General features: G+C 59.7%; 23 protein-coding genes. 11 read left to right on the top strand and 12 right to left on the bottom strand.

The genetic code is table 11. The features are described from left to right. Positions 1 to 40 precede the first annotated feature (40 nt). Positions 41 to 595 (top strand): tetratricopeptide repeat protein, encoded by a 555-nt coding sequence (locus tag ACP3TY_RS00810; protein WP_003228518.1) that lies wholly within the window; start codon positions 41 to 43, stop codon positions 593 to 595. Between the two features lie 122 nt (positions 596 to 717). Here ACP3TY_RS00810 and ACP3TY_RS00805 read toward each other — a convergent pair whose 3' ends face one another. Next, positions 718 to 1047, bottom strand: a complete 330-nt coding sequence (locus tag ACP3TY_RS00805; RefSeq protein WP_003185742.1) for a DUF1820 family protein — start codon at positions 1045 to 1047, stop codon at positions 718 to 720. A gap of 133 nt (positions 1048 to 1180) precedes the next feature. Here ACP3TY_RS00805 and miaB point away from each other — a divergent pair, with 133 nt between their 5' ends. From miaB to lnt, 5 genes are all read left to right on the top strand, one after another. After that, positions 1181 to 2509 carry a tRNA (N6-isopentenyl adenosine(37)-C2)-methylthiotransferase MiaB gene (gene miaB / locus ACP3TY_RS00800; protein WP_137216658.1) on the top strand — a complete coding sequence of 443 codons (1329 nt, stop codon included), beginning with the start codon at positions 1181 to 1183 and terminating at the stop codon, positions 2507 to 2509. Between the two features lie 203 nt (positions 2510 to 2712). After that, a complete protein-coding gene (locus tag ACP3TY_RS00795; protein WP_038361873.1) occupies positions 2713 to 3711 on the top strand; it encodes a PhoH family protein in 999 nt (332 codons plus the stop codon). After that, positions 3704 to 4198 carry an rRNA maturation RNase YbeY gene (ybeY, locus tag ACP3TY_RS00790; RefSeq protein WP_426619066.1) on the top strand — a complete coding sequence of 165 codons (495 nt, stop codon included), beginning with the start codon at positions 3704 to 3706 and terminating at the stop codon, positions 4196 to 4198. The genes ACP3TY_RS00795 and ybeY overlap by 8 nt, the downstream gene beginning before the upstream one ends. Before the next feature lie 5 nt (positions 4199 to 4203). Next, complete coding sequence (locus tag ACP3TY_RS00785; protein WP_007909641.1) at positions 4204 to 5043, top strand: HlyC/CorC family transporter; 840 nt, start codon at positions 4204 to 4206, stop codon at positions 5041 to 5043. 17 nt (positions 5044 to 5060) lie between these two features. Then, a complete protein-coding gene (lnt, locus tag ACP3TY_RS00780; protein ID WP_212545748.1) occupies positions 5061 to 6584 on the top strand; it encodes an apolipoprotein N-acyltransferase in 1524 nt (507 codons plus the stop codon). Positions 6585 to 6671: 87 nt separating this feature from the next. Here the strand turns inward: lnt and ACP3TY_RS00775 are convergent, their stop codons facing one another. Both ACP3TY_RS00775 and ACP3TY_RS00770 read right to left on the bottom strand, forming a co-directional pair. Then, positions 6672 to 7433, bottom strand: coding sequence for a YdcF family protein (locus tag ACP3TY_RS00775; RefSeq protein ID WP_426619065.1), 762 nt, complete (start codon positions 7431 to 7433; stop codon positions 6672 to 6674). A gap of 104 nt (positions 7434 to 7537) precedes the next feature. After that, positions 7538 to 7861, bottom strand: a complete 324-nt coding sequence (locus ACP3TY_RS00770) for a hypothetical protein (RefSeq protein ID WP_053124151.1) — start codon at positions 7859 to 7861, stop codon at positions 7538 to 7540. 254 nt (positions 7862 to 8115) lie between these two features. On the opposite strand from ACP3TY_RS00770, the gene leuS reads away from it, so the two are divergent. The 5 genes from leuS to ACP3TY_RS00745 all read left to right on the top strand — a co-directional run bounded on the left by leuS (position 8116) and on the right by ACP3TY_RS00745 (position 14216). Continuing rightward, a complete protein-coding gene (leuS, locus tag ACP3TY_RS00765) occupies positions 8116 to 10722 on the top strand; it encodes a leucine--tRNA ligase (protein ID WP_159814955.1) in 2607 nt (868 codons plus the stop codon). 87 nt (positions 10723 to 10809) lie between these two features. Next, complete coding sequence (gene lptE / locus ACP3TY_RS00760) at positions 10810 to 11415, top strand: LPS assembly lipoprotein LptE (RefSeq protein ID WP_053124154.1); 606 nt, start codon at positions 10810 to 10812, stop codon at positions 11413 to 11415. A gap of 39 nt (positions 11416 to 11454) precedes the next feature. After that, positions 11455 to 12492 (top strand): DNA polymerase III subunit delta, encoded by a 1038-nt coding sequence (gene holA, locus ACP3TY_RS00755; protein ID WP_053124156.1) that lies wholly within the window; start codon positions 11455 to 11457, stop codon positions 12490 to 12492. A gap of 175 nt (positions 12493 to 12667) precedes the next feature. Then, on the top strand, positions 12668 to 12832 hold the full coding sequence (gene arfA, locus ACP3TY_RS00750; RefSeq protein WP_053124158.1) for an alternative ribosome rescue factor ArfA: 165 nt from the start codon (positions 12668 to 12670) through the stop codon (positions 12830 to 12832). A gap of 61 nt (positions 12833 to 12893) precedes the next feature. Beyond that, on the top strand, positions 12894 to 14216 hold the full coding sequence (locus ACP3TY_RS00745; RefSeq protein ID WP_426619064.1) for a lytic murein transglycosylase: 1323 nt from the start codon (positions 12894 to 12896) through the stop codon (positions 14214 to 14216). 87 nt (positions 14217 to 14303) lie between these two features. Here the strand turns inward: ACP3TY_RS00745 and ACP3TY_RS00740 are convergent, their stop codons facing one another. The 9 genes from ACP3TY_RS00740 to mrdA all read right to left on the bottom strand — a co-directional run bounded on the left by ACP3TY_RS00740 (position 14304) and on the right by mrdA (position 23810). Then, positions 14304 to 15251, bottom strand: a complete 948-nt coding sequence (locus ACP3TY_RS00740; RefSeq protein WP_426619063.1) for a S66 peptidase family protein — start codon at positions 15249 to 15251, stop codon at positions 14304 to 14306. Between the two features lie 107 nt (positions 15252 to 15358). Beyond that, entirely contained in the window at positions 15359 to 16357 is a 999-nt protein-coding gene (gene lipA / locus ACP3TY_RS00735; protein ID WP_426620418.1) for a lipoyl synthase, read from the bottom strand. Positions 16358 to 16382: 25 nt separating this feature from the next. Next, positions 16383 to 17030, bottom strand: coding sequence for a lipoyl(octanoyl) transferase LipB (gene lipB / locus ACP3TY_RS00730; protein ID WP_038361904.1), 648 nt, complete (start codon positions 17028 to 17030; stop codon positions 16383 to 16385). After that, positions 17030 to 17305 (bottom strand): DUF493 domain-containing protein, encoded by a 276-nt coding sequence (locus tag ACP3TY_RS00725; RefSeq protein ID WP_039761816.1) that lies wholly within the window; start codon positions 17303 to 17305, stop codon positions 17030 to 17032. The genes lipB and ACP3TY_RS00725 overlap by 1 nt, the downstream gene beginning before the upstream one ends. 85 nt (positions 17306 to 17390) lie before the next feature. Next, positions 17391 to 18548 carry a D-alanyl-D-alanine carboxypeptidase family protein gene (locus ACP3TY_RS00720; protein ID WP_053124166.1) on the bottom strand — a complete coding sequence of 386 codons (1158 nt, stop codon included), beginning with the start codon at positions 18546 to 18548 and terminating at the stop codon, positions 17391 to 17393. 190 nt (positions 18549 to 18738) lie between these two features. Beyond that, a complete protein-coding gene (locus ACP3TY_RS00715) occupies positions 18739 to 19752 on the bottom strand; it encodes a septal ring lytic transglycosylase RlpA family protein (protein WP_159814959.1) in 1014 nt (337 codons plus the stop codon). Beyond that, positions 19752 to 20762: a lytic murein transglycosylase B gene (gene mltB / locus ACP3TY_RS00710; protein WP_401244341.1), complete on the bottom strand. Its 1011-nt coding sequence runs from the start codon at positions 20760 to 20762 to the stop codon at positions 19752 to 19754. Before mltB ends, ACP3TY_RS00715 begins: the two co-directional genes overlap by 1 nt. A gap of 17 nt (positions 20763 to 20779) precedes the next feature. Further along, the gene (gene rodA / locus ACP3TY_RS00705) at positions 20780 to 21883 is read right to left on the bottom strand and encodes a rod shape-determining protein RodA (protein ID WP_053124173.1); all 1104 of its coding nucleotides are present in this window, start codon (positions 21881 to 21883) and stop codon (positions 20780 to 20782) included. A 31-nt stretch (positions 21884 to 21914) separates the two neighbouring features. After that, complete coding sequence (gene mrdA, locus ACP3TY_RS00700; protein ID WP_053124174.1) at positions 21915 to 23810, bottom strand: penicillin-binding protein 2; 1896 nt, start codon at positions 23808 to 23810, stop codon at positions 21915 to 21917. Between the last annotated feature and the right edge of the window lie 6 nt (positions 23811 to 23816).

Raw genomic sequence — 23816 nt, 5'->3', positions numbered from 1 at the left:
TCGATGGGTCCGCGTGCCCTTCAGAGGTAAGTCGATTCCCATGAACCGCACCGGCCGCACCCTTGCCTTGGGCTGCCTGTTGCTCCTTCAGCCCCTGCTCGCGCATGCACAAGCAGGCGGCAACTCGTTGTTGATCCCGGCGATGGGTCGTTGCACCCTCAATACTCAGCCGCAAGACGTCACGCAGGCACTGGCCGCCTGCCAGAAAGCGGCGGACGAAGGGGATGCGCAAGCGCAATACGAGTTGGGTGAGTTCTACTACGACGGCAAAAATGCGCCGCGCGACCTCAATCAAGCCCTGAGCTACTTCGAAAAAGCCTCGTTGCAAGGCCACGCTCAGGCGCAGTTCAAACTCGGCACGATGTTCTTCCACGGTGAAGGCGTGCAGGCCAACAACATTCAGGCGTATATCGTTTTGAAGATGGCCGCGGTCAACGGCGCGGAAGATGCGCTGGATACGGCTGACGAAGTGTCCGAAAAAATGTCCCGCGAAGACCTTGAGACGGCCACGCAGGTGCTTGGGCAAATTTTCCGTAAATACCTGATGGAATTGCAAAGCGCCGATGGGCGTACGCCTTTCTCACCTCTTCCCTGATTTCTCTATAGATTTTTCTGGCCTCTTCGCGAGCAGGCTCGCTCCCACAGGGATCTTCTGAACACTGGAGATCTACTGTGGGAGCGAGCCTGCTCGCGAATGAGGCGACTCGATCTTACGGCTTACTTCTCAGGCATCGGCATCGGGAACGGCATCACGTTGCCGACCGCGCCGCGGGCTTCGCTGATTTTCGGGGTGCCCAGACGTTCCACTTCGTCGATGCGCACAATCGAATGCATCGGCACAAAGCTGCGTACCACGCCTTCGAACTGCGCCTTGAGCTTTTCTTCGCTCGGGTCGACGACCACTTGCGTGCGCTCGCCAAAGACGAACTCTTCCACTTCCAGAAAACCCCACAGATCACTTTGATAGATCTGCTTGGCGTACATTTCGAACACCTGGCCCTGGTTGAGGAAAATCACCTTATAGATTGGAGCTTCGCGTTTGGTCATGGCGGGGGGATAACATCGGGGATAAAAATGAGGGCGCAAACTATAGCATAGCCTCCGGACGCACAGCGGTAGGAACCTGAGGGCTTGTTCCCTATAATGCCGGGTTCTTTGAATCACGTGACGACACTAATCCATGGCCAAGAAGCTTTACATCGAAACCCACGGTTGCCAGATGAACGAGTACGACAGCTCGCGCATGGTCGATCTGCTGGGTGAACATCAGGCCCTGGAAGTCACCGCGCGTGCGGAAGACGCCGACGTGATTCTGCTCAACACCTGCTCGATCCGCGAGCGCGCGCAAGATCGCGTGTACTCGCAGCTCGGCCGCTGGCGCGAACTGAAACTGGCCAACCCGGACATGGTGATCGCCGTCGGCGGTTGCGTGGCCAGCCAGGAAGGCGCGGCGATCCGCGATCGCGCGCCGTACGTTGATGTGGTCTTCGGCCCACAGACCCTGCACCGCCTGCCGGAGATGATCGACGCCGCGCGCATCACCAAGCTGCCGCAGGTCGACGTGTCGTTTCCGGAAATCGAGAAATTCGACCACTTGCCCGAGCCGCGCATCGATGGCCCGAGTGCTTATGTGTCGGTGATGGAAGGCTGCAGCAAGTACTGCACGTTCTGCGTGGTGCCGTACACCCGTGGCGAAGAAGTCAGCCGGCCGTTCGATGACGTGATCGCCGAAGTGATTCACCTCGCTGAAAACGGCGTGCGTGAAGTGACGCTGCTGGGGCAGAACGTTAACGGTTATCGCGGTACGACCCATGACGGTCGTCTGGCTGATCTTGCTGAACTGATTCGCGTCGTCGCCGCGATTGATGGCATCGACCGCATTCGCTACACCACTTCGCACCCGCTGGAATTCTCCGACAGCCTGATTCAGGCCCACGCCGACGTGCCGGAATTGGTGAAGCATCTGCACTTGCCGGTGCAATCGGGCTCCGACCGGATTCTCGCGGCGATGAAGCGCAACCACACCGCGCTGGAGTACAAATCCAAGCTGCGCAAATTGCGTGCGGCGGTGCCGGGGATCTGCATCAGCTCGGACTTCATCGTTGGTTTCCCCGGCGAGACCGAGAAAGATTTCGAACAGACCATGAAGCTGATTGCCGACGTCGGTTTCGACTTTTCCTACTCGTTCGTTTACAGCCAACGCCCGGGCACCCCGGCCGCCGATCTGGCTGACGATACGCCGGAAGAGTTGAAAAAGGAGCGCTTGAACGCGCTGCAACATCGCCTGAATCAGCAAGGTTTCGAGATCAGCCGACAAATGGTCGGCTCGACGCAACGGATTCTGGTGACCGATTATTCGAAGAAAGACCCGGGCGAGCTGCAAGGGCGCACCGAGAATAATCGTATCGTCAACTTCCGCTGCGACAATCCAACCCTGATCGGCCAGTTTGCTGATGTGCACATCGACGCGGCCCAACCGCACTCGCTGCGCGGCTCGTTGATCCAATAATCAACACAAAACCGTAGGAGCAAGGCTTGCCCGCGATGGCCGCGCCGCGATCTGTCTGACAGACCGCGCGACCGTTCATCGCGAGCAAGCTTTGCTCCTACAGGCCGGTGTTTGGTGTTGGAATATTTAAGAGCTTTCGCACCCAAGCCTCTGGCGTTATCCTTGATTTCATCTTAATTGCCCCAGGGCGGCTAAATACGACCTTGAACGCACCCATAGAACCACATCGTTTTATCCTCGAGCCCTTTGAGGCTCGCCGCTTCGCCAATCTGTGCGGGCAATTCGACGAGCATTTGCGCTTGATCGAACAGCGCCTGACGATCGAGATCCGCAACCGCGGAAACCAGTTCGAGCTGATCGGCGACCCCAAACACACCACGTCTGCGGAAAATCTGATTCGTCGCCTGTACCGGGAAACCAAAGGTTCAGAGCTGTCGCCAGATACGGTGCACCTGTTCCTGCAGGAATCGGCCGTGGTCGAGCTAGACAACCACGCCCCCGCCGAAGCTTCCGTTGCCCTGCGCACCAAGAAAGGCATGATTCGCCCGCGCGGCTTGAATCAGCTGCGCTACGTGAAGGAAATCCTCGGTAACGACATCAACTTCGGCATTGGCCCAGCCGGTACCGGCAAGACCTATCTGGCCGTGGCTTGCGCTGTCGATGCACTGGAACGTGAGCAGATCCGCCGCATCCTGCTGGTGCGTCCGGCGGTTGAAGCGGGTGAAAAACTCGGCTTCCTGCCCGGCGACCTGTCGCAGAAGATCGACCCGTATTTGCGCCCGCTCTACGACGCGCTCTACGAGATGCTCGGCTTCGAATACGTCGCCAAGCTGATCGAACGCCAGGTGATCGAAGTTGCGCCGCTGGCCTACATGCGCGGTCGTACGCTGAACAACAGCTTCATCATTCTCGACGAGAGCCAGAACACCACCGTTGAACAGATGAAAATGTTCCTCACGCGGATTGGCTTTGGTTCTACAGCGGTCATCACCGGTGACATCACCCAGGTCGACCTGCCGAAAGGCACCAAATCGGGTCTGCACCATGTGATCGAAGTGCTCAAAGACGTGCCGGGCATCAGTTTCACCCACTTCCAGCCGAAAGACGTCGTGCGCCATCCTTTGGTACAGCGGATTGTCGAAGCCTACGAGCGCTTCGAAAACCGTGACGAAGCACCCAAGGACACCTCGCGAAATGCTTGAACTAGACCTGCAAATCGCGACTGAAGCGAACGCGCCGAGTGAAGCCGACTTCCGTCTGTGGTGCGAACTGGCCCTGCGCCAGCGCACCGCTGACTCGGAAATGACCATTCGTCTGGTCGACGAGGAAGAAGGCCGCGAGCTCAACCACACCTGGCGCCAAAAGGATTACGCGACCAACGTCCTGTCGTTCCCTGCTGACGTGCCCGACGAGTTTCTCGACATCCCGTTGCTCGGCGATCTGGTGATCTGCGTGGCCGTGGTCGAGCGCGAAGCCGCCGAGCAAGGCAAGGAACTAAAGGCCCACTGGGCGCATCTGGTCATTCACGGCTGCTTGCATCTGCTTGGTTACGACCATATAGATGACGACGAAGCCGAAGAAATGGAAGCACTGGAACGCGAGTTGCTTGCCGAATTGGGCTATCCCGATCCGTACGCGGACGACGAAACCGAAACATTCCCTATCGTTACAACAAAGGATTCAGAGTAATCGCTATGAGCGAAGATCGATCGAGCAACGGGCAGAAGTCATGGCTGGGTAAACTCACCCAGGCTTTTGCCCACGAGCCGAAGAACCGTCAGGAGCTCCTCGAGCTGCTGCGTGATGCACATCAGAACAAACTGCTGGACAGCGAAGCGCTGGCCATCGTCGAAGGCGCCATTCAGGTGGCTGACCTGCAAGTACGCGACATCATGGTGCCGCGCTCGCAGATGATCAGCATCAAGGCGACCCAGACACCCCGTGAATTCCTCCCGGCCGTGGTCGACTCGGCCCACTCGCGCTATCCGGTCATCGGCGAAAGCCATGACGACGTGATGGGCGTGCTGCTGGCCAAGGATCTGCTGCCGCTGATCCTCAAGGAAAACGGCGACAGCTTCAACATCAAGGATCTGCTGCGCCCGGCCACGTTCGTGCCGGAGTCCAAGCGTCTGAATGTGTTGCTGCGTGAATTCCGCGCCAACCACAACCACATGGCCATCGTCATCGACGAATACGGCGGCGTGGCCGGTCTGGTGACCATCGAAGACGTGCTGGAACAGATCGTCGGCGACATCGAAGACGAGCACGACGTCGAAGAAGACAGCTACATCAAGCCGCTGCCAAGTGGTGATTTCCTGATCAAGGCCCTGACGCCGATCGAGAACTTCAACGAGTTCTTCGACAGCGAATTCTCCGACGACGAGTTCGACACCGTCGGCGGTCTGGTGATGAGCGCGTTCGGGCACTTGCCAAAACGCAACGAAATCACTGAAATCGGCGCCTATCGTTTCCGCATCCTGAACGCCGACAGCCGTCGGATTCATTTGCTGCGACTCACGCCAATCGCCCGGTAATACCTCTAAGGATTGAAATGCGCTGGACAACCCGCCCCGGCTGGCCCGGTAACCTGCTGGCCGTGGCGGCCGGTGCAATCACCACCTTCGCTCTGGCGCCTTTCAACATCTGGCCGCTGGCCTTGCTCGCAGTCGGCTTGTTCTACGCCGGTCTGCGCGAGCTAAGCCCGCGTCAGGCGCTGGGCCGTGGCTGGTGCTTCGGTTTCGGCCTGTTCGGCGCCGGCACCAGCTGGATCTATTACAGCATCCACCATTTCGGCGGCGCTTCGGTGCTGCTGGCCGGGTTCCTGATGCTGCTGTTTACCGCCGCGATTGCCTGGTTCTTCGCCCTGCCCGCCTGGATTTGGGCGCGCTGGTTGCGTCGCAACGAAGCGCCGCTGGCCGATGCCCTCGCGTTTGCTGCGCTGTGGGTTGGTCAGGAAATGTTTCGTGGCTGGTTCCTCACCGGTTTCCCGTGGTTGTACTCGGGTTACAGCCAGCTCGACGGCCCGCTAGCGGGGCTCGCGCCGGTCGGTGGCATGTGGCTTGTAGGGTTTGTGCTGGCGCTGACTGCTGCGCTGATCTACAACGCACCGCGTTTGCTGCAAAGCCGCCGCAAAGCTTTTGTTGTCGCCGGTCTGGTGCTGTTGGTCGGGCCTTGGGTGGCGGGTTTCGCGCTTAAGGGTCATGCCTGGACGAGTCCGTCGGGCGCGCCTTTGAGCGTTGCTGCGATTCAGGGCAACGTCGCGCAAAGCATGAAATGGGATCCGGCTGAACTCAACGCACAGTTGGCGTTGTACCGTGATCTGAGTTTCCGCTCGAAACCGGTGGATCTGCTGATCTGGCCGGAAACCGCTGTGCCGGTGCTCAAGGAATCTGCCGAAGGCTACCTGAGCATGATGGGCAACTTCGCCGCCGAGCGTAAATCCGCATTGATTACCGGCGTGCCGATCCGCGAGATGGTTCGTCACGAAAAACGCTTCTTCAACGGCATCACCGTGGTCGGCGAAGGCGATGGCACTTACCTGAAGCAGAAACTGGTGCCGTTCGGCGAGTACGTGCCGTTGCAGGACGTCCTGCGTGGCTTGATCGCGTTCTTTGATTTGCCGATGTCTGACTTCGCCCGTGGCCCGGCCGATCAGGCGCTGCTGCAAGCCAAGGGGTATCAGATTGCGCCGTTTATCTGCTACGAAGTGGTGTACCCGGACTTCGCTGCCGGCCTGTCGGCGCGCAGTGATTTGCTGCTGACGATCAGCAACGACACTTGGTTCGGCACCTCGATCGGCCCGCTGCAACATTTGCAGATGGCGCAGATGCGCGCACTGGAAGCGGGTCGCTGGATGATCCGCGCGACCAACAATGGCGTGACCGGTTTGATCAACCCGTTCGGGCAGATCACCGAGCAGATTCCGCAGTTTGAACAGGGTGTGCTGTACGGCGAAGTGGTGCCGATGCACAACCTGACGCCGTATCTGCAATACCGCTCGTGGCCGCTGATGATTTTGTGTTTGCTGCTGTTTGGCTGGGCACTGATGGCTAGCCGGATCTCAAAAACCCTTTAAAGCAAAAGATCGCAGCCTTCGGCAGCTCCTACAGGGAAAAACACAAATCCCATGTAGGAGCTGCCGCAGGCTGCGATCTTTTGATCTTCAACGGTAAAACAGCGAATACCCCACCTGCCCCACCGCTTCATTCAGCAACTGCCCGCTCTGCCAGATCGATTTGAATTCCGGCAACCAGCCACCAAACGGCCTCGCGTTATCAGTGCCCAAAAAGCCCACCGGCGCCGGCACCACTTCAAATCCTGCCTGTTCAAAACTCCATACCGAGCGCGGCATGTGCCACGCCTGCGTCACTACAACCACGCGTTTGATCCCTTGCGGCAATAGAATGTCGGCGCTGAATTTGGCGTTCTCCCACGTCGTACGGCTTTCCCCTTCCTGCCAACGCACGGTGACGCCGAAGTCATCACGCAGTGAATCGGCCATCAACTTCGCCTCGGCCGGAGGAGTGCCGTAATGCAGGCCGCCTGAAGTCAAAATCGGCAAGCCCGAGGCCTTGGCCAGGCGCGCCGCATAACGCTGACGTTCAAGCCCGACGCCGGTCGGCTGGTCTTCACCCCAGGCCAGATCGCCACGCTCACGTCCGGAGCCCAACACCACAATCGCGTCAGCCCGTTGCGCCAGCGTCGCCCATTCCTCACGCGCCAGCGGCGGCTCACGCTCCAGCGCTTTGGCGCCCCATTGCACTACCACCGGCAGGCTCATCAGCCAGAACCCGCCAAAACCAATGGCAAAACACAATCCAGCCAATCGCGGTCGCGAGCGGCGCAGCCACCACGCAGCCAGCAACAGCAGCAAAAGAATGCCGGGCGGCAATAGAAGTTGTTTGATGAAATAGCGAAAGGGCATCGGGCATCTCCAAAGATGCCCGAAGCCTAAGAGTGTTAATAACGCGTTACAACCAGTAGGTGGGATCCCGTTGAAAAAGATCCGTTTCTTGACCTGCCATGCGCTTACTTGGCCTGCATAGCCCGTACTTTGACGGTGTCTCTGCCGGGCGCCTTGTCCTTGAGCCAGATGACCTTGGCCGAATGTGCTGCATCGAGCTGCTTCACTGCTTGTGACAGGCAGCCGTGCGTTTCACGCTCACTGCGATCCAGATAGGCCTTGACCAGTTTGAACTCAGCGGGGCTCAAGCCACGCAATTCCAGTTCCAGGGGGCGCTCGTCGCGCAGCCGGTCAGCGGTTTTTACTGCGTCCAGGGCCATACCCAGACGGTCGATCAACCTCTCGTACAACTCGGGTTTATTCACGTTTTTTTGCCGTTGCTCCACCATCCCTCACCTCATTGAAGATAAGACTCACTCCCCAATTAGAGCTTAGCTTCGCTGCACAAACCGGCTGTACGCCGCGACCAACGGCCCCGACGCAAGTATTGCGGGACATGTAGCTGTAATCAGGGTTTCCCTAGGCCAAGCGCGGTCATGTATGCTACGGCGCTTCCTGTAATTCCACTTCCAGCTCGTCCGGGCCAACCCCGGAACCTGCGTTGAAGAGGATTAGGCCACCCCTATCCAGTACAAAAGTAGCCATGCACGAACAATATCAGCCCCGTGAAATTGAAGCCGCCGCCCAGTCGTTCTGGGATGAGCAAAAGTCCTTTGAAGTCAGTGAACAGCCAGGCAAGGAGACTTTCTACTGCCTGTCGATGTTCCCTTACCCCAGCGGCAAGCTACACATGGGGCACGTGCGCAACTACACCATCGGCGACGTGATCTCCCGCTACCAGCGCATGCTCGGCAAGAACGTTCTGCAACCGATGGGTTGGGACGCTTTCGGCATGCCGGCAGAAAACGCCGCAATGAAGAACAACGTAGCCCCGGCCAAGTGGACCTACGAAAACATCGCCTACATGAAAACCCAGCTGCGCAGCCTGGGTCTGGCGGTCGACTGGTCGCGCGAAGTCACCACCTGCAAGCCGGATTACTACCGTTGGGAACAATGGCTGTTCACTCGCCTGTTCGAAAAAGGTGTGATCTACCGTAAAAACGGCACAGTGAACTGGGATCCGATCGACCAGACCGTTCTCGCTAACGAGCAGGTGATCGACGGTCGCGGCTGGCGTTCCGGCGCGCTGATCGAAAAGCGCGAAATCCCGATGTACTACTTCAAGATCACCGCCTACGCGGATGAGCTGCTGGAGAGCCTCGACGAACTGACTGGCTGGCCTGAACAGGTCAAGACCATGCAGCGCAACTGGATCGGCAAATCCCGCGGCATGGAAGTGCAGTTCCCGTACAACGTCGATTCGATCGGCGAAGCCGGCACCCTCAAAGTCTTCACTACCCGTCCGGACACCCTGATGGGCGCAACCTATGTCGCCGTGGCTGCCGAGCACCCACTGGCCACCCTGGCCGCGAAAAACAACCCTGAGCTGCAAGCGTTCATCGCTGAATGCAAGGGCGGCAGCGTCGCTGAAGCCGACGTCGCCACGCAAGAGAAGAAAGGCCTGCCGACCGGCCTGTTCGTCGAGCACCCGCTGACTGGCGAAAAACTGCCGGTGTGGGTCGCCAACTATGTGCTGATGCACTACGGCGACGGTGCTGTGATGGCGGTACCAGCGCACGACGAGCGCGATTTCGAATTCGCTCACAAGTACAACCTGCCGGTTAAATCGGTCGTGCGTACCAGCTCTGGCGACAGCAACCCGGCACCGTGGCAAGACGCCTACGGCGAGCACGGCACACTGATCAACTCCGGCGAGTTCGACGGTCTCGACTTCGCTGGCGCGTTCGACGCCATGGAAGTCGCCCTGATCAAGAAAGAACTGGGCGCCTCGCGTACTCAGTTCCGCCTGCGCGACTGGGGCATCAGCCGTCAGCGCTACTGGGGCTGCCCGATCCCGATCATCCACTGCGATGCGTGCGGTGACGTGCCGGTGCCGGAAGATCAACTGCCTGTCGTTCTGCCGGAAGACGTGGTGCCGGACGGCGCTGGTTCGCCGCTGGCGCGCATGCCAGAGTTTTACGAGTGCAGCTGCCCGAAATGCGGCCAGCCTGCCAAGCGTGAAACCGACACCATGGACACCTTCGTCGAGTCGTCGTGGTACTACGCCCGTTACGCCTCGCCGCACTTTGAAGGCGGTCTGGTGGAGAAATCCGCAGCTGATCACTGGCTGCCGGTCGATCAGTACATCGGCGGTATCGAACACGCGATTCTTCACCTGCTCTACGCGCGCTTCTTCCACAAGCTGATGCGCGACGAAGGTCTGGTGAGTTCCAATGAGCCGTTCAAGAACCTGCTGACCCAAGGCATGGTGATCGCCGAAACCTACTATCGTCGCGAAGCCAACGGTGCTTACACCTGGTTCAACCCGGCGGACGTAGAACTCGAGCGTGACAGCAAAGCCAAGGTCATCAGCGCCAAGTTGAAATCCGACGGTCTGCCGGTGGAAATCGGTGGCACCGAGAAAATGGCCAAGTCGAAAAACAACGGCGTCGACCCACAGTCGATGATCGATCAGTTCGGCGCTGACACTTGCCGTCTGTTCATGATGTTCGCCTCGCCGCCTGACATGAGCGCCGAATGGTCGGACTCCGGCGTCGAAGGTTCGCACCGTTTCCTCAAGCGCGTCTGGCGTCTGGCGCAAGCCCACGTTGGTCAGGGCCTGCCGGGCAAGCTCGACATCGCCAGCCTGAATGACGAGCAGAAAGCCGTTCGCCGTTCGATCCATGTGGCCATCAAACAAGCCAGCCACGACGTCGGCCAGAACCACAAATTCAACACCGCCATCGCTCAGGTGATGACGCTGATGAACGTGCTGGAAAAAGCCGCCCAAGGCACCGAACAGGATCGCGCTCTGGTTCACGAAGGTCTGGAAGCCGTAACGCTGTTGCTGGCGCCAATCACCCCGCACATCAGCCACGAACTGTGGAATCAACTGGGTCACGCCGATGCAGTGATCGACGCCGGTTGGCCAGCCGTGGACGAAAGCGCGCTGGTGCAGGACAGCCTGACCCTGGTGATCCAGGTCAACGGCAAGCTGCGCGGCCAGATCGAAATGCCGGCCAGCGCCACCCGTGAAGAAGTTGAAGCGGCAGCCCGTGGCAACGAAAACGTTCTGCGTTTCGTCGACGGTCTGACTATTCGTAAAGTGATCGTTGTGCCGGGGAAACTGGTCAACATCGTCGCCAGCTAATTGGATCGGGCGTCAGGTTCGCCTGACGCCAAGTAAAACCTTTCGGGCCGCACGGTCGGCCCACCTGGTTTCAAGGGGAGCAACACAATGATCAAACGCAATCTGCTGGTGATGGGCCTCGCCGTTCTGTTGAGCGCCTGCGGTTTCCAGCTGCGCGGCACCGGCACCAACGAACTGGCGATCAAGGAACTCGATCTGAGCGCCCGTAACGCTTACGGCGAGACCGTGACCCAACTGCGCCAAGTGCTGGAATCCAGCGGCGTGAAGGTTGTTTCCGGCGCGCCGTACAAGCTGTTCCTGTCCAACGAGCAGGAAAACCAGCGCATCCTCAGCTACTCGGGTAACGGCACCACCGGCGAATATCAGGTGAGCACCGTGCTCAGCTACGACATTCTCGGCGCCAACAACCTGAACCTGCTGAGCGACAAGCTTGAAGTGCAGAAGGTGTTCATTCACGACGGCAACAACCTCGTCGGTTCCGATCAGGAAGCCAACGACGCCCGTCGCGAAACCCGTCGCGAACTGGTACAGCGCATGATGCTGCGCCTGCAACAGCTGACTCCGGCGCAACTGGATCAACTGCAGGCGACCGCCGATGCCCGCGCCAAGGCAGAAGCCCAGGCCCTGGAAGCGGCGCAGAAAGCTGAAGCGGAAACCCCGCGTCAGTCGCCGCTCGAAGTACCGCAGCAGTAAGATGTTCGGGGCGCTCAGGCGCCCCGTTCGACCTTTCTTATGAAGCTCGCCCCCGCCCAACTCGGTAAACACCTGCAAGGCGCCCTCGCGCCGGTCTACATCATCAGCGGCGATGACCCGCTGCTGTGTCAGGAAGCTGCCGACGCCATCCGCCGTGCTGCCCGCGAGCAAGGTTTCGACGAACGCCAGGTCTTTGCCGCCGACGCCAATTTCGATTGGGGTACGTTGCTGCAGGCCGGTGCCAGCATGTCGTTGTTCGCGGAAAAACGCCTGCTGGAACTGCGTCTGCCGTCGGGCAAACCCGGTGACAAAGGCGCTGCCGCTTTCATCGAATATTGCTCGCGCCCCGCTGAAGACACGGTGCTGCTGATCAGCTTGCCCAAGCTCGATGGCAGCGCGCAGAAAACCAAGTGGGGCAAGGCGCTGGTCGAAGGCCAGCAGACCCAGTTCATTCAGATCTGGCCGGTGGATGCCAGTCAGTTGCCGAGCTGGATTCGTCAGCGTCTGTCGCAGGCCGGGTTGTCGGCCAGTCAGGACGCGGTCGAATTGATTGCCGCGCGTGTCGAGGGCAACTTGCTCGCCGCCGCGCAGGAAATCGAAAAGCTCAAGCTGATGGCGGAAGGCGGACAGATCACCGTTGAAACCGTGCAGGCCGCTGTGGCCGACAGTGCGCGGTTTGACGTGTTCGGCCTGACCGACGCTGTGCTCAACGGCGAACCGGCACATGCGCTGCGCATGCTCGAAGGCTTGCGCGGTGAAGGTGTCGAGCCGCCGGTGATTCTCTGGGCACTGGCGCGGGAATTGCGCCTGCTGGCCAATATCTCGCTGCAGTACAGCCAGGGCACGCCGCTGGACAAGTGCTTCAGCCAGGCGAAACCGCCGGTCTGGGATAAGCGCAAACCGCTGATGAGCAAAGCCCTGCAACGCTACACGGCGCAACGCTGGGCGCAGTTGCTGCTGGAAGCTCAGCGCATTGATGCGCAGATCAAGGGCCAGGCGGCGGGTTCGCCGTGGATGAGCCTGAGCCGATTGGCATTGTTGATGGCTGGCCAGCGTCTGACACTGCCTGCTGAATAAGAGCAAAAGATCGCAGCCTTCGGCAGCTCCTACACCGATCCTTGTAGGAACTGCGGCACGCTGCGATCTTTTGCTCTTGTTTCCTACAATGCGCGCCCACATTTGCCCTATAGACAGACGCCCAACATCGGCAGATTATTTCCTCCGCAAAACCCACCCCAATGAGAGAACCCTCATGAGCAAAAAGCCAGCAAAGCATGGCCCCAACAAGGCCAAATCCATCGTCGCCCAGCCCCTGTTCCGCAGTCGCCAGGAACGACCAACCAAGGGTAAAGGCAGCTACCGCCGCGAAGCCTTCCAGTCTGACAGCTGGGAGGCTTCTTACTTTCTGGCTGCTTAAAGCGCAGTACCCCCCGCTCATGTTAAGGTCTGCACTTGACTCGTTTCCCCTGGAACTGTGCATGCCCCTAAGTCTTTCCCATCGTTGGCCTGTTCGCCAATTGATCGCTGCCTCCAGCTTCATCCTGCTTGTCGCCTGCGCGGAAAAACCCACCGCCGCCGATGCGCAACCTCTTCAAGCTGCCCCTGTCGCCACGGCCCCAGCGATCATCCCGCCGGTAGTGCCGTCCGCCGACCCTCTCGATCTTCAGCCGACCCAGACCTTTGCCGAATGGCAAGCAGGCTTCCGTAAGGATGCCTTGGCCGCCGGCATCAGCCCTGAGCTGTTTGATCGCGCATTTGCCAACGTCAGCTTCGACGCAAGCATCATCCGCGCTGACCGCAGCCAGCCTGAGTTCTCCCGCCCGGTGTGGGAATACCTCGATGGCGCGCTGTCGCCGTTGCGCGTACGTAAAGGTCAGGCGCTGATCAATCAGTACGCCGACATTCTGCAAAGCATCGAACAGCGTTACGGCGTCGACCGTCAGGCACTGGTGTCGGTGTGGGGCATGGAGAGTAACTTCGGCCAGTTCCAGGGCACAAAGTCAGTGATCAATTCGCTGGCCACCCTCGCCTACGAAGGTCGCCGTCCTGGCTTTGCCCATGCGCAATTGATTGCCGCGCTGCAGATCCTGCAACAGGGCGACATCACGCCGGAGAAGATGCTTGGCTCCTGGGCTGGCGCGATGGGTCAGACCCAGTTCATTCCGACCACCTACAACACGCACGCCGTGGATTTTGACGGTGATGGTCGCCGCGACATCTGGGGCAGCCCGGCCGATGCGCTGGCCTCGACCGCGCACTACCTGCAAAGCTCCGGCTGGCAGCGGGGTCAGCCGTGGGGTTTCGAGGTGCAACTGCCGAACGGTTTCAACTACACACTGGCTGACGGTGCGATGCGTAAAACCGTCGCTGAATGGCGCCAACTGGGTGTGATTCTGCCGAATGGCGGTCAGGCTCCGGCGGGCTCCGAGCAATTGTCCGCCGCACTGCTGCTGCCGGCCGGTTATCGTGGCCCGGCGTTCCTGGTGCTGGATAACTTCCGCGCGATCCTCAAATACAACAACTCTTCGTCGTATGCGTTGGCGGTCGGTTTGTTGTCTGAGCGCTTCAGTGGCGGTGGTCTGATTAACGGCACCTGGCCGAAAGATGACATGCCGCTCAGCCGCAGCGAGCGCATTGAACTGCAGAACCTGTTGAGCGCGCGCAACTTTGATGCGGGCACGGCGGACGGGATTATCGGCGCTAACACGCGTAAGGCGATCCGCAGTGCGCAGCAATCGTTTGGCTGGCCGGCGGATGGGTATCCGACGCATAAGCTGCTTGAGAGCTTGCGTACCCAGTAAAGCAAGATCAAAAGATCGCAGCCTTCGGCAGCTCCTACATTGGAATGCGTGCCCTGTAGGAGCTGCCGTAGGCTGCGATCTTTTGCTTTATCGGGTCACCACATCCTGCTCCAGCATCAATTCCTTCTTCCCGGCATCCAGCCGCACCAGCGCGCCCATCGGCAGCGTCAGGTTCGGATCACAATGCCCGCTGCGCCACCCCGACAACACCGGAATCCGTAACGGCTCGAACGTCTGCTTGAGCAAACGGTTCAACGCATCAATATCCACCCCCGCGACATCCCCGACCAACACCCCGCGCAACCTGGCCAGCTTCCCGGCCAGGCGCATCTGCGTCAGCAATCGATCGATGCGATACAGCGGCTCGTTGATGTCTTCGATCAGCAGAATCACCCCTTCGACATCAATTTCGTAAGGCGTGCCCAATGTCGAAGCGATCATCGCCAGATTGCCACCGAGCAAACGCCCATGGGCAACGCCGGGCTCAACGGTGGTCAAGGGGTAAGCCACCGGGTGGCTGAGCACACTCCCCGCTTTCAACTGACCGCGCAGCATGGCGAAGAATGACGTCACGGTCGGTGGTTCTTTGTCACCAAGCAGGTCAGCGTTGAGCAGCGGCCCGTGAAAGGTCACAAACCCGGCGTAACGACTGATCGCGAGGTGCAGCGCGGTGATGTCGCTGTAACCGACAAAGGGTTTGGCGTTACGGCTGAGCAGGTCGTAGTCGATCCGATCCAGCAGGCGCGGCGTACCGTAGCCGCCGCGCAGGCAAATGATTGCATCGACCTCGGCATCTGCGAACGCTGCGTGCAGATCGTTAAGCCGCACCTCATCGCTGCCAGCCAGATAGCCATCCTTTTCATAGACGCCGGGAAACACCTTCAGCGCATAACCGCGAGCGCGCATCCACTGCACAGCCTTGTCGGTGTCCAGCGCACCCGGCCCGGCAGGCGCGATAACGCCGATCACGCCCTCTGACGGCAGCGCCGGCACGGGTTTATGCGGAAATAGGCTGTGGGTCGGTCGAACGGTCATCCATGGGGCTCCCAGTGTGAAGTCATGCGCACACAGTAGTCAGGAAAGCAGGCAAAAAAAAGCCCGCCGGACTTAAAGCCACGGCGGGCATTTTATTCAGTGCTGAATCAGGAACCCATCAACTCAGCCTTGACCAGCTTCGCTTGCTCGTCGGCGTGATACGACGAACGTACCAGCGGGCCCGAGGCAACGTTTTTGAAGCCCATCTTGTAACCTTCTTCGGCGAACCAGGCGAAGGTGTCCGGGTGCACGAAACGCTGCACCGGCAGGTGGCTGCGCGACGGTTGCAGGTACTGGCCGAGGGTCAGCATGTCGATGTCGTGTTCGCGCATGCGCTTCATGACTTCGATGACTTCTTCGTCGGTCTCGCCCAGACCCAGCATCAGGCCGGATTTGGTCGGGATGTGCGGCATCATCTGCTTGAAGCGTTGCAGCAGGGTCAGCGACCACTGGTAATCCGAACCCGGACGCGCAGCCTTGTACAGGCGCGGCACGGTTTCCAGGTTGTGGTTGAACACATCTGGCGGCTCGGCGGCGGTGATTTCCAGCGCGACGTCCATGCGGCCACGATAATCCGGGACCAGAGTCTCGAGTTGCACGTTCGGCGACAGCTTGCGGATTTCGCGGATGCAGTCGGCAAAGTGCTGGGCACCGCCGTCACGCAGGTCGTCGCGGTCAACCGAGGTGATCACCACGTACTTGAGCTTGAGGTCGGCGATGGCGATGGCCAGGCTTTCCGGCTCGTTGATGTCCAGTGGCTTCGGACGACCGTGGCCGACGTCGCAGAACGGGCAGCGACGGGTGCAGATGTCGCCCATGATCATGAAGGTCGCGGTGCCGCCGGAGAAACACTCGCCGAGGTTCGGGCAGGACGCTTCTTCGCAAACGCTGTGCAGCTTGTGTTTGCGCAGCAGGCTCTTGATCCGGTCGACTTCCGGCGAAACCGGGATGCGCACACGAATCCAGTCAGGTTTCTTCGGCAGTTCGGTGGTCGGAATGATCTTTACCGGGATGCGTGCAACCTTTTCGGCGCCGCGCAGCTTGACGCCCGCTTCTACCTTGGGACGCGGGGCCGGGCGCTCGGTCACGTCGAGCGTCGGGATCATGGTTTGCACTGCATCAGTAGTCATATCAGTCGATTCCGCCCGTCAGGGTCGTCTGCTCAGCATAGTCGAGGTGTTTGACGAGCTGCGCGCGCAGCCGGGCACTTACCTCGGCAAATTCAATCGATCCTGCGTGGTCGCTCAGCTGGGTCATCGCCAGCCCGGCATAGCCGCAGGGATTAATCCGTCGAAACGGTTCCAGGTTCATATCCACGTTCAGGGCCAGGCCATGAAAGGAACAACCGTGGCGAATCCGCAAACCCAGAGAAGCGATTTTCGCTCCGTCGACGTAGACGCCGGGAGCATCTGGCTTGGCCGCTGCGGTTACCCCGTAGCTGGCCAGCAGTTCGATCAGGCAAAGCTCCATGCGGCTGACCAGATCACGCACGCCGAAACCCAGCTTGCGTACATCCAGCAACAGATAAGCGACCAATTGGCCGGGGCCATGATAAGTCACTTGCCCGCCGCGATCGACCTGCACCACCGGGATATCACCCGGCAGCAACAAGTGTTCGGCCTTGCCAGCCTGGCCCTGAGTGAACACCGGCGGGTGTTCGACGAGCCAGATTTCGTCGGCGGCATCACTGCCGCGTTCATTGGTAAAGCGTTGCATGGCATGCCAGACCGGCTCGTACGCCATCTGGCCGAGCTCACGAAAGCCCAGCGTGCCGGACATCACAGCACCATGTGCACGAAACCGGTTGCCCGCAGTTCGCTGTTGATGTTGTACAGCTGATCCTGATCGGTCGCCACGATGTGCAACTGGATGGTGGTGTATTTGCCGTTGGTGCTTTGACGCTCGTCGATGCGCTCATCATTGATGGTCGCGTGTTTTTTGACGATGTCGATGATCTTGTCTTTGTTGCCCACACCGGTATCGCTGATCACCTTAACGGGATAATCCGTTACAGGGAATTCGATCTTTGGCGCCTTTACTTCGGTATCGGTCATGGCGTAACGGCCTCTAGAGCGCAAGCCGTGTTAACGCGCATGGCCCCGCACCGGATCGGGGCGGGGCCATGCAGGTCAACACAAATCAGTTGAACAAGCCGAAGAAGAATAGACGGATGCTATCCCACATGCGGCGGAAGATACCACCCTCCTCGACGCCATCCAGAGCGATCAGGTCAGCGCTGTGCACGACCTTGTCTTCCAGTTTGACTTCGACTTTACCGATCACGTCGCCCTTGGCGATTGGCGCGATCAGTTGCGGGTTCATGGTCATGCTCGCAGCGAGCTTCTTCAGCTGGCCTTTTGGCAGGGTCATGGTCAGGTCTTCAGCCAGGCCGGCCTTGACTTGATTGGTGGTGCCTTTCCACACCGGGGCTTGAGCCAGTTCGGTGCCCTTCTGATAGAAGGTCTGGGTTTCGAAGAAGCGGAAACCGTAAGTCAGCAGTTTCTGGGTTTCAGCGGCGCGGGCCACTTCACTGTTGGTGCCGAACACCACGGCGATCAGACGCTGGCCGTCACGTACAGCCGAGGACACCATGCAGTAGCCGGCTTCGTCGGTGTGACCGGTTTTCAGACCGTCAACGGTCTTGTCGCGCCACAGCAGCAGGTTGCGGTTAGGCTGCTTGATGCCGTTCCAGAAGAACTCTTTCTGCGAGTAGATCGCGTAGTGAGCCGGGTCTTCGTGGATGATCGCGCGGGCCAGAATCGCCATGTCGTGAGCCGACGAATAGTGCTCAGGGTTTGGCAGACCGGTCGGGTTCATGAAGTGGGTATTGGTCATGCCCAGATCGGTGACCGTCTTGTTCATCAGGTCGGCGAATGCGTCTTCGCTGCCGGCGATGTGCTCGGACAACGCGACGCTAGCGTCGTTGCCGGACTGGATGATGATGCCGTGCAGCAGGTCGCTGACAGTCACCTGCGAGCCAACCTTGATGAACATCCGCGAACCGCCGGTGCGCCAGGCGTTTTCGCTGACGGTCACCGGATCGTTTTCACCGATCTGGCCGCGACGGATTTCCAGGGTCGCGATGTACGCGGTCATCAGTTTGGTCAGGCTGGCCGGTGGCAGACGCTGGTCACCATTGTTCTCTACCAGCACGTTGCCGCTGCTGGCGTCCATCAGAACGTAGGCTTTGGCGGCCAGTTGTGGTGGCGACGGCATCATCTCGGCCGCGAAGGCGGCTGGCGAGAGGAGCAGCGGGACTAGCAGACACAGGCGTTTGGCAAAGGTGGTGATGTTCATCCGTCTCTCGAAATCGCTAATGGAAACTGCCCTTGCGGACAAAATTTAATCAGATGGCTTTCTAACGGGCCATCGCGGGTTCAGTTGCTCACTCCAGTCACCCTTGCCGGGCTTTTGTTCTTCGACGAGCCAACAACCTGGTTCACCCCCCAATCGCTGGTGAACCGTCAATCAAGTTCTACGTTGCTACTTATTCAGTGACCACACTTGGCGAACCAAGGTTGGCCAGGCGCACGCTGTTCTGCACCTGGGCAATTTCACCCGGCGAGCCGATCGGCCCCAGGCGAACCCGATGCAGGGTCTGCTGATTGCGCACGATCGAGCTGATAAACACCGGAGCGCTCACCATCCCGCTGAGCTTCGACCTCAGGAGTTCTGCAGCGTCCGGGTTGGCGAACGCGCCCACCTGCAGATACTGGCCAGTTGCTGTTGCAGAAGCGTTTTTTTTTGCACTCATCGGCACGGGGACGGTGTCGGAGGCATGTTGCTGCGGTGGCGGCGTCCATTGCTCGACGGTGCCGGCCGAGGCCGTGATCACCGGCGCGCTGTTCTGCGCGACCTGCGGCTCGTTGAGCATCAGCGGTGCCGGACGGCCCTTGGCGGCCCAGTATTGCTGCGGATCGATGCCTTCGACCTTGACGCGCGCAGTGCCGGTTTCGGCGTAACCGAGTTTTTTCGCGGCGGCGTAGGACAAGTCGATGATGCGATCGGAATAGAACGGCCCACGGTCATTGACGCGCAGAATCACCGTGCGGTTATTGTCCAGGTTGGTCACCCGAACGTAACTTGGCAGCGGCAATGTCTTGTGGGCGGCACTCATGCCGTACAGGTCGTAGACCTCGCCGTTGGCGGTGTTCTGACCGTGAAACTTGGTGCCGTACCAGGACGCCGTGCCGGACGCGACGTAGGTCTTGGATTCCTGCAACGGGAAGTAGGTTTTGCCCAGTACCGTGTACGGGTTGGCCTTGTACGGGCCGGTGTGCAGGGTCGGTGTGGCATCGGGAATACGCGAGACATCGACGTCCCACCACGGTGCGCCGTCTTTGTGCGCACGGTTGATGTCCAGACCCGGCTGCGCACGCACAGCAGTGGATGAGGTTGTTTTCGGCGTCGGCGAACGGCTGGTCGTGCAACTGGCGACCAGTACTGCCAACGCAGCGAAGGCCACCAGCTTCAGGGGTTTATTGTTAGGCAATGCCTGCATTACTTGACGCCCCGTGCTTGTACCAGCTGTTCAGACAGTTGATGTACGGCCATGGCGTACATCACGCTGCGGTTATAACGCGTGATCGCGTAGAAATTCTTCAGGCCCATCCAGTATTCAGGGCCGCTCTCGCCTTCGAGGCGAAATGCAGTAACCGGCATATCATCGCGCAGCGCATCATGACTTGACCAGCCCAGCGCCCGCAACTCTCCGACCGTTTTTGTCGGCTCGATGCCGGTGGTCAGGCCTTCATCGACCTGCTCGCCACGGACATCGGCGCGGCTGACCACGGGCTCACCCGCGACCCAGCCGTGACGCTTGAAATAGCTGGCAACGCTGCCGATCGCATCGTCCGGGTTGTTCCAGATATTGATGTGGCCGTCACCGTCAAAATCCACCGCGTAGGCGCGGAAGCTGCTCGGCATGAACTGCGGCAGACCCATCGCCCCGGCGTAGGAACCTTTGAGGGTCAATGGATCGACCTGTTCCTCACGCGCCAGCAGCAGGAATTCACGCAGTTCCTTGCGGAAAAATTCGGCACGGGGAGGATAGTCGAAACCGAGCGTCGACAAGGCATCGATCACCCGGAAATTACCGGTATTACGTCCGAAAAAGGTCTCGACGCCGATGATCGACACGATGACTTGTGCCGGCACGCCGTATTCCTGCTCGGCACGGGCCAGCGTAGCCTCGTGCTGACGCCAGAAGTCCACACCACGGGCGATGCGCGCGTCGGTGATGAACATCGGGCGATATTCTTTCCACTGTTTGACCCGCTCGGCAGGTCGGGAGATGGCGTCGAGAATCGACTGTTTGCGCTGCGCCTCGCGGAACACACCCATCAGTTGTTCACCGGCGAAACCATAATCGCGGGTCATTTCACCGACGAACTCGGCCACCTGAGGTGAGCCTTCGTATTCGCCGGCCAGCGCTTCCTGCACGCTCCCAAGGAGGCCAACCAGGCCAACCCACGGCGCGCATCGAGTCGCCCAGCCACGCATTACTTGCATTGAACTCTTCACCTTATTCAAACCTGTGCGATCCACTTGCGATGGGTATGGATCGACATCAAAACCCCAAACGCTGACAGCAGCGTCACCAGCGAAGTTCCTCCGTAGCTAATGAACGGCAACGGCACCCCTACAACCGGCAACAGGCCACTGACCATACCGATGTTGACGAAAACGTAAACAAAAAACGTCATGGTCAACGAACCGGCAAGCAATTTACCGAACAGCGTTTGCGCCTGAGCGGTGATCACCAGCCCCCGGCCAATCAGCAATAAATAGATCAGCAACAACGCGCAGATGCCCACCAGGCCGAACTCTTCGCCCAGTACGGCAATGATGAAGTCGGTGTGGCTTTCCGGCAGAAAATCCAAGTGAGACTGAGTACCGAGCAGCCAGCCTTTGCCGAACACGCCACCGGAACCGATGGCTGCTTTCGACTGAATGATGTTCCAGCCGGTGCCCAACGGATCGCTTTCCGGATCGAGGAACGTCAGGATCCGCTGCTTCTGGTAGTCGTGCATGATGAAAAACCACATCGCCACCGACACTGGAATCGCCGCCGCCAGCACGCTGAGAATCCAGCGCCAGCGCAAGCCACCCATAAACAATACGAAAGCGCCGCCGGCGAGAATCAGCAGCGAAGTCCCCAGGTCAGGCTGACGGACGATCAGCACAAACGGCACACCGATCAGCATCAAACTGATACCGACGTGCTTGAGTTGCGGCGGCAAGGTGCGTTTGGACAGGTACCAGGCAATGGTCGCCGGCATCAGGATCTTCATGAACTCCGAGGGCTGGAAGCGGATCACCCCGGGAATGTTGATCCAGCGCGTCGCGCCCATGGCGTTGTGGCCCATGATGTCCACGACCATTAGCAGCACCACCCCGACCACATAACCGAGCGGCACCCAACGCGCCATGAACCTCGGTTCGAGCTGGGCGATGACGATCATCGAGACCAGACCGATACCGAACGACGTGGCTTGTTTGGCCAGCAGATCCCAGCTCTTGCCACTCGCTGAATACAGCACGAACAGGCTGCCGGCGGCGAGGATCAGCAACAGAATCAACAACGGGCCATCGATGTGCAGACGTTGCAGCAACGTCGCACGACGACGCATCACATCCTCGCTAGAGAGCATGCGATCAAAATTATTCATCACGGGCCGTAGCCTCCGCACTGATTGGGCTGGCGTATTCGGCCTTCAATCGACCTTCGGGATCGAGCAGCCAGGCGTCCATGACCTGACGCACTACGGGCGCGGCAACGCCGGAACCGGACTCACCGTTCTCCACCATCACCGAAACAACGATTCGCGGATCGTCAGCCGGGGCGAAACCGACGAACAAGGCGTGGTCGCGGTGGCGCTCCTGAACCTTGGAGCGGTCGTACTTCTCACCCTGCTTGATCGCCACAACTTGCGCGGTACCGGACTTGCCGGCAATGCGGTATTGCGCGCCGATCGCAGCTTTACGCGCAGTCCCCCGCGCGCCGTGCATCACTTGCTGCATGCCGTGGTTGACCTTGTTCCAGTCCGACGGATCGCGCAGAACAATGTCCGGCATCGGGTTCTCGTCCACTGGCTTCTGCCCTTCGAGGGACTTGGCCAGGTGCGGACGATTCCAGATACCTTTGTTGGCGACCAGCGCGGTGGCCTGCGCCAATTGCAGCGGGGTCGATTGCATGTAGCCCTGGCCGATCCCGAGAATCAGGGTTTCGCCCGGGAACCAGGCCTGCTTGCGCGTCGCTCGCTTCCATTCGCGCGATGGCATCAGGCCGGGGGATTCTTCGAACATGTCCAGCGAGACCTTCTGGCCAATGCCGAACTTGTTCATGTAAGCCGACAACCGATCGATGCCGAGCTTGTGCGCCAGGTCATAGAAATAGGTGTCGTTGGAACGCATGATCGCCGTGTCGAGGTCGACGAAGCCGTCACCGGTGCGGTTCCAGTTACGGTATTTGTGATCGTAGTTGGGCAGCATGTAGTAGCCCGGATCGAACACTCGGCTCGACGCCGTAATCACACCGGAATCGAGGCCGGCAATCGCCACCGCAGGCTTGATCGTCGAGCCCGGCGGGTACAGACCACGCAGTACACGGTTGAACAGCGGCCGGTCGATGGAATCGCGCAACTCGGCGTAAGCCTTGAAGCTGATGCCGGTGACGAACAGGTTCGGGTCGAAGCTCGGCTGACTGACCATCGCCAGCACTTCGCCGGTCTTCGGATCGAGCGCAACCACCGCGCCACGACGACCGCCCAGTGCAGCTTCGGCGGCTTCCTGCAGTTTGATGTCCAGGCTCAGAACGATGTCTTTGCCGGGAATCGGATCGGTACGCTTGAGCACGCGCAACACGCGGCCACGGGCGTTGGTTTCCACTTCTTCGTAACCGACCTGACCGTGCAATTCCGGCTCGTAGAAACGCTCGATGCCGGTTTTGCCGATGTGGTGGGTGCCGCTGTAGTTGACCGGATCGAGGCTCTTCAGCTCTTTCTCGTTGATCCGCCCCATGTAACCCACCGAGTGCGCAAAATGCGCGCCCTGCGGATAGTGACGGACCAATTGCGCCACCACTTCGACGCCGGGCAGACGGAACTGATTCACCGCGATACGGGCGATCTGTTCTTCGCTCAGCTCGAACAGGATCGGCACTGGCTCGAACGGCCGGCGCCCCTGACGCATGCGCTTCTCGAAAATCACCCGGTCTTCCGGCGTCAGCTCAAGCACTTCGACGATGACGTCGAGCACCTGCTGCCAGTCGCCGGAACGCTCGCGGGTCATGCTCAGGCTGAAGCTCGGACGGTTGTCCGCCACCACCACGCCGTTGCGGTCGAAAATCAACCCGCGCGTAGGCGGAATGGGCTGCACATGGACGCGGTTGTTTTCCGAGAGCGTCGAGTGATAGTCGTACTGGATCACCTGCAAGTAATACAGCCGCGCGATCAACACGCCAATCAACAGCACAATCGCCACGGCCCCGAACACGACGCGGCTACGCACCAGGCGTGCGTCCTTTTCGTGGTCCTTGATGCGGATCGGCTGAGACATGAGGGC

This window comes from Pseudomonas rustica, from assembly GCF_049959085.1.
Classification (GTDB): domain Bacteria; phylum Pseudomonadota; class Gammaproteobacteria; order Pseudomonadales; family Pseudomonadaceae; genus Aquipseudomonas; species Aquipseudomonas rustica.
Note: the sequence above shows the minus strand (reverse complement) of the source record. Positions and strands in the feature narration are given on the sequence as shown.

Excerpts from the sequence above, each read along its gene's own strand:
- arfA (WP_053124158.1), top strand. The coding sequence starts at position 12,668 with ATGAGCAAAAAGCCAGCAAAGCATGGCCCCAACAAGGCCAAATCCATC.
- lipA (WP_426620418.1), bottom strand. The coding sequence starts at position 16,357 with ATGATCCCGACGCTCGACGTGACCGAGCGCCCGGCCCCGCGTCCCAAG.
- ybeY (WP_426619066.1), top strand. The coding sequence starts at position 3,704 with ATGCTTGAACTAGACCTGCAAATCGCGACTGAAGCGAACGCGCCGAGT.
- ACP3TY_RS00810 (WP_003228518.1), top strand. The coding sequence starts at position 41 with ATGAACCGCACCGGCCGCACCCTTGCCTTGGGCTGCCTGTTGCTCCTT.
- ACP3TY_RS00725 (WP_039761816.1), bottom strand. The coding sequence starts at position 17,305 with ATGACCGATACCGAAGTAAAGGCGCCAAAGATCGAATTCCCTGTAACG.
- lipB (WP_038361904.1), bottom strand. The coding sequence starts at position 17,030 with ATGTCCGGCACGCTGGGCTTTCGTGAGCTCGGCCAGATGGCGTACGAG.
- holA (WP_053124156.1), top strand. The coding sequence starts at position 11,455 with ATGAAGCTCGCCCCCGCCCAACTCGGTAAACACCTGCAAGGCGCCCTC.
- ACP3TY_RS00775 (WP_426619065.1), bottom strand. The coding sequence starts at position 7,433 with ATGCCCTTTCGCTATTTCATCAAACAACTTCTATTGCCGCCCGGCATT.
- miaB (WP_137216658.1), top strand. The coding sequence starts at position 1,181 with ATGGCCAAGAAGCTTTACATCGAAACCCACGGTTGCCAGATGAACGAG.
- ACP3TY_RS00805 (WP_003185742.1), bottom strand. The coding sequence starts at position 1,047 with ATGACCAAACGCGAAGCTCCAATCTATAAGGTGATTTTCCTCAACCAG.
- ACP3TY_RS00740 (WP_426619063.1), bottom strand. The coding sequence starts at position 15,251 with ATGACCGTTCGACCGACCCACAGCCTATTTCCGCATAAACCCGTGCCG.
- leuS (WP_159814955.1), top strand. The coding sequence starts at position 8,116 with ATGCACGAACAATATCAGCCCCGTGAAATTGAAGCCGCCGCCCAGTCG.
- mltB (WP_401244341.1), bottom strand. The coding sequence starts at position 20,762 with ATGCAAGTAATGCGTGGCTGGGCGACTCGATGCGCGCCGTGGGTTGGC.
- mrdA (WP_053124174.1), bottom strand. The coding sequence starts at position 23,810 with ATGTCTCAGCCGATCCGCATCAAGGACCACGAAAAGGACGCACGCCTG.
- ACP3TY_RS00785 (WP_007909641.1), top strand. The coding sequence starts at position 4,204 with ATGAGCGAAGATCGATCGAGCAACGGGCAGAAGTCATGGCTGGGTAAA.
- lptE (WP_053124154.1), top strand. The coding sequence starts at position 10,810 with ATGATCAAACGCAATCTGCTGGTGATGGGCCTCGCCGTTCTGTTGAGC.
- rodA (WP_053124173.1), bottom strand. The coding sequence starts at position 21,883 with ATGCGTCGTCGTGCGACGTTGCTGCAACGTCTGCACATCGATGGCCCG.
- ACP3TY_RS00770 (WP_053124151.1), bottom strand. The coding sequence starts at position 7,861 with ATGGTGGAGCAACGGCAAAAAAACGTGAATAAACCCGAGTTGTACGAG.
- lnt (WP_212545748.1), top strand. The coding sequence starts at position 5,061 with ATGCGCTGGACAACCCGCCCCGGCTGGCCCGGTAACCTGCTGGCCGTG.
- ACP3TY_RS00745 (WP_426619064.1), top strand. The coding sequence starts at position 12,894 with ATGCCCCTAAGTCTTTCCCATCGTTGGCCTGTTCGCCAATTGATCGCT.
- ACP3TY_RS00715 (WP_159814959.1), bottom strand. The coding sequence starts at position 19,752 with ATGCAGGCATTGCCTAACAATAAACCCCTGAAGCTGGTGGCCTTCGCT.
- ACP3TY_RS00720 (WP_053124166.1), bottom strand. The coding sequence starts at position 18,548 with ATGAACATCACCACCTTTGCCAAACGCCTGTGTCTGCTAGTCCCGCTG.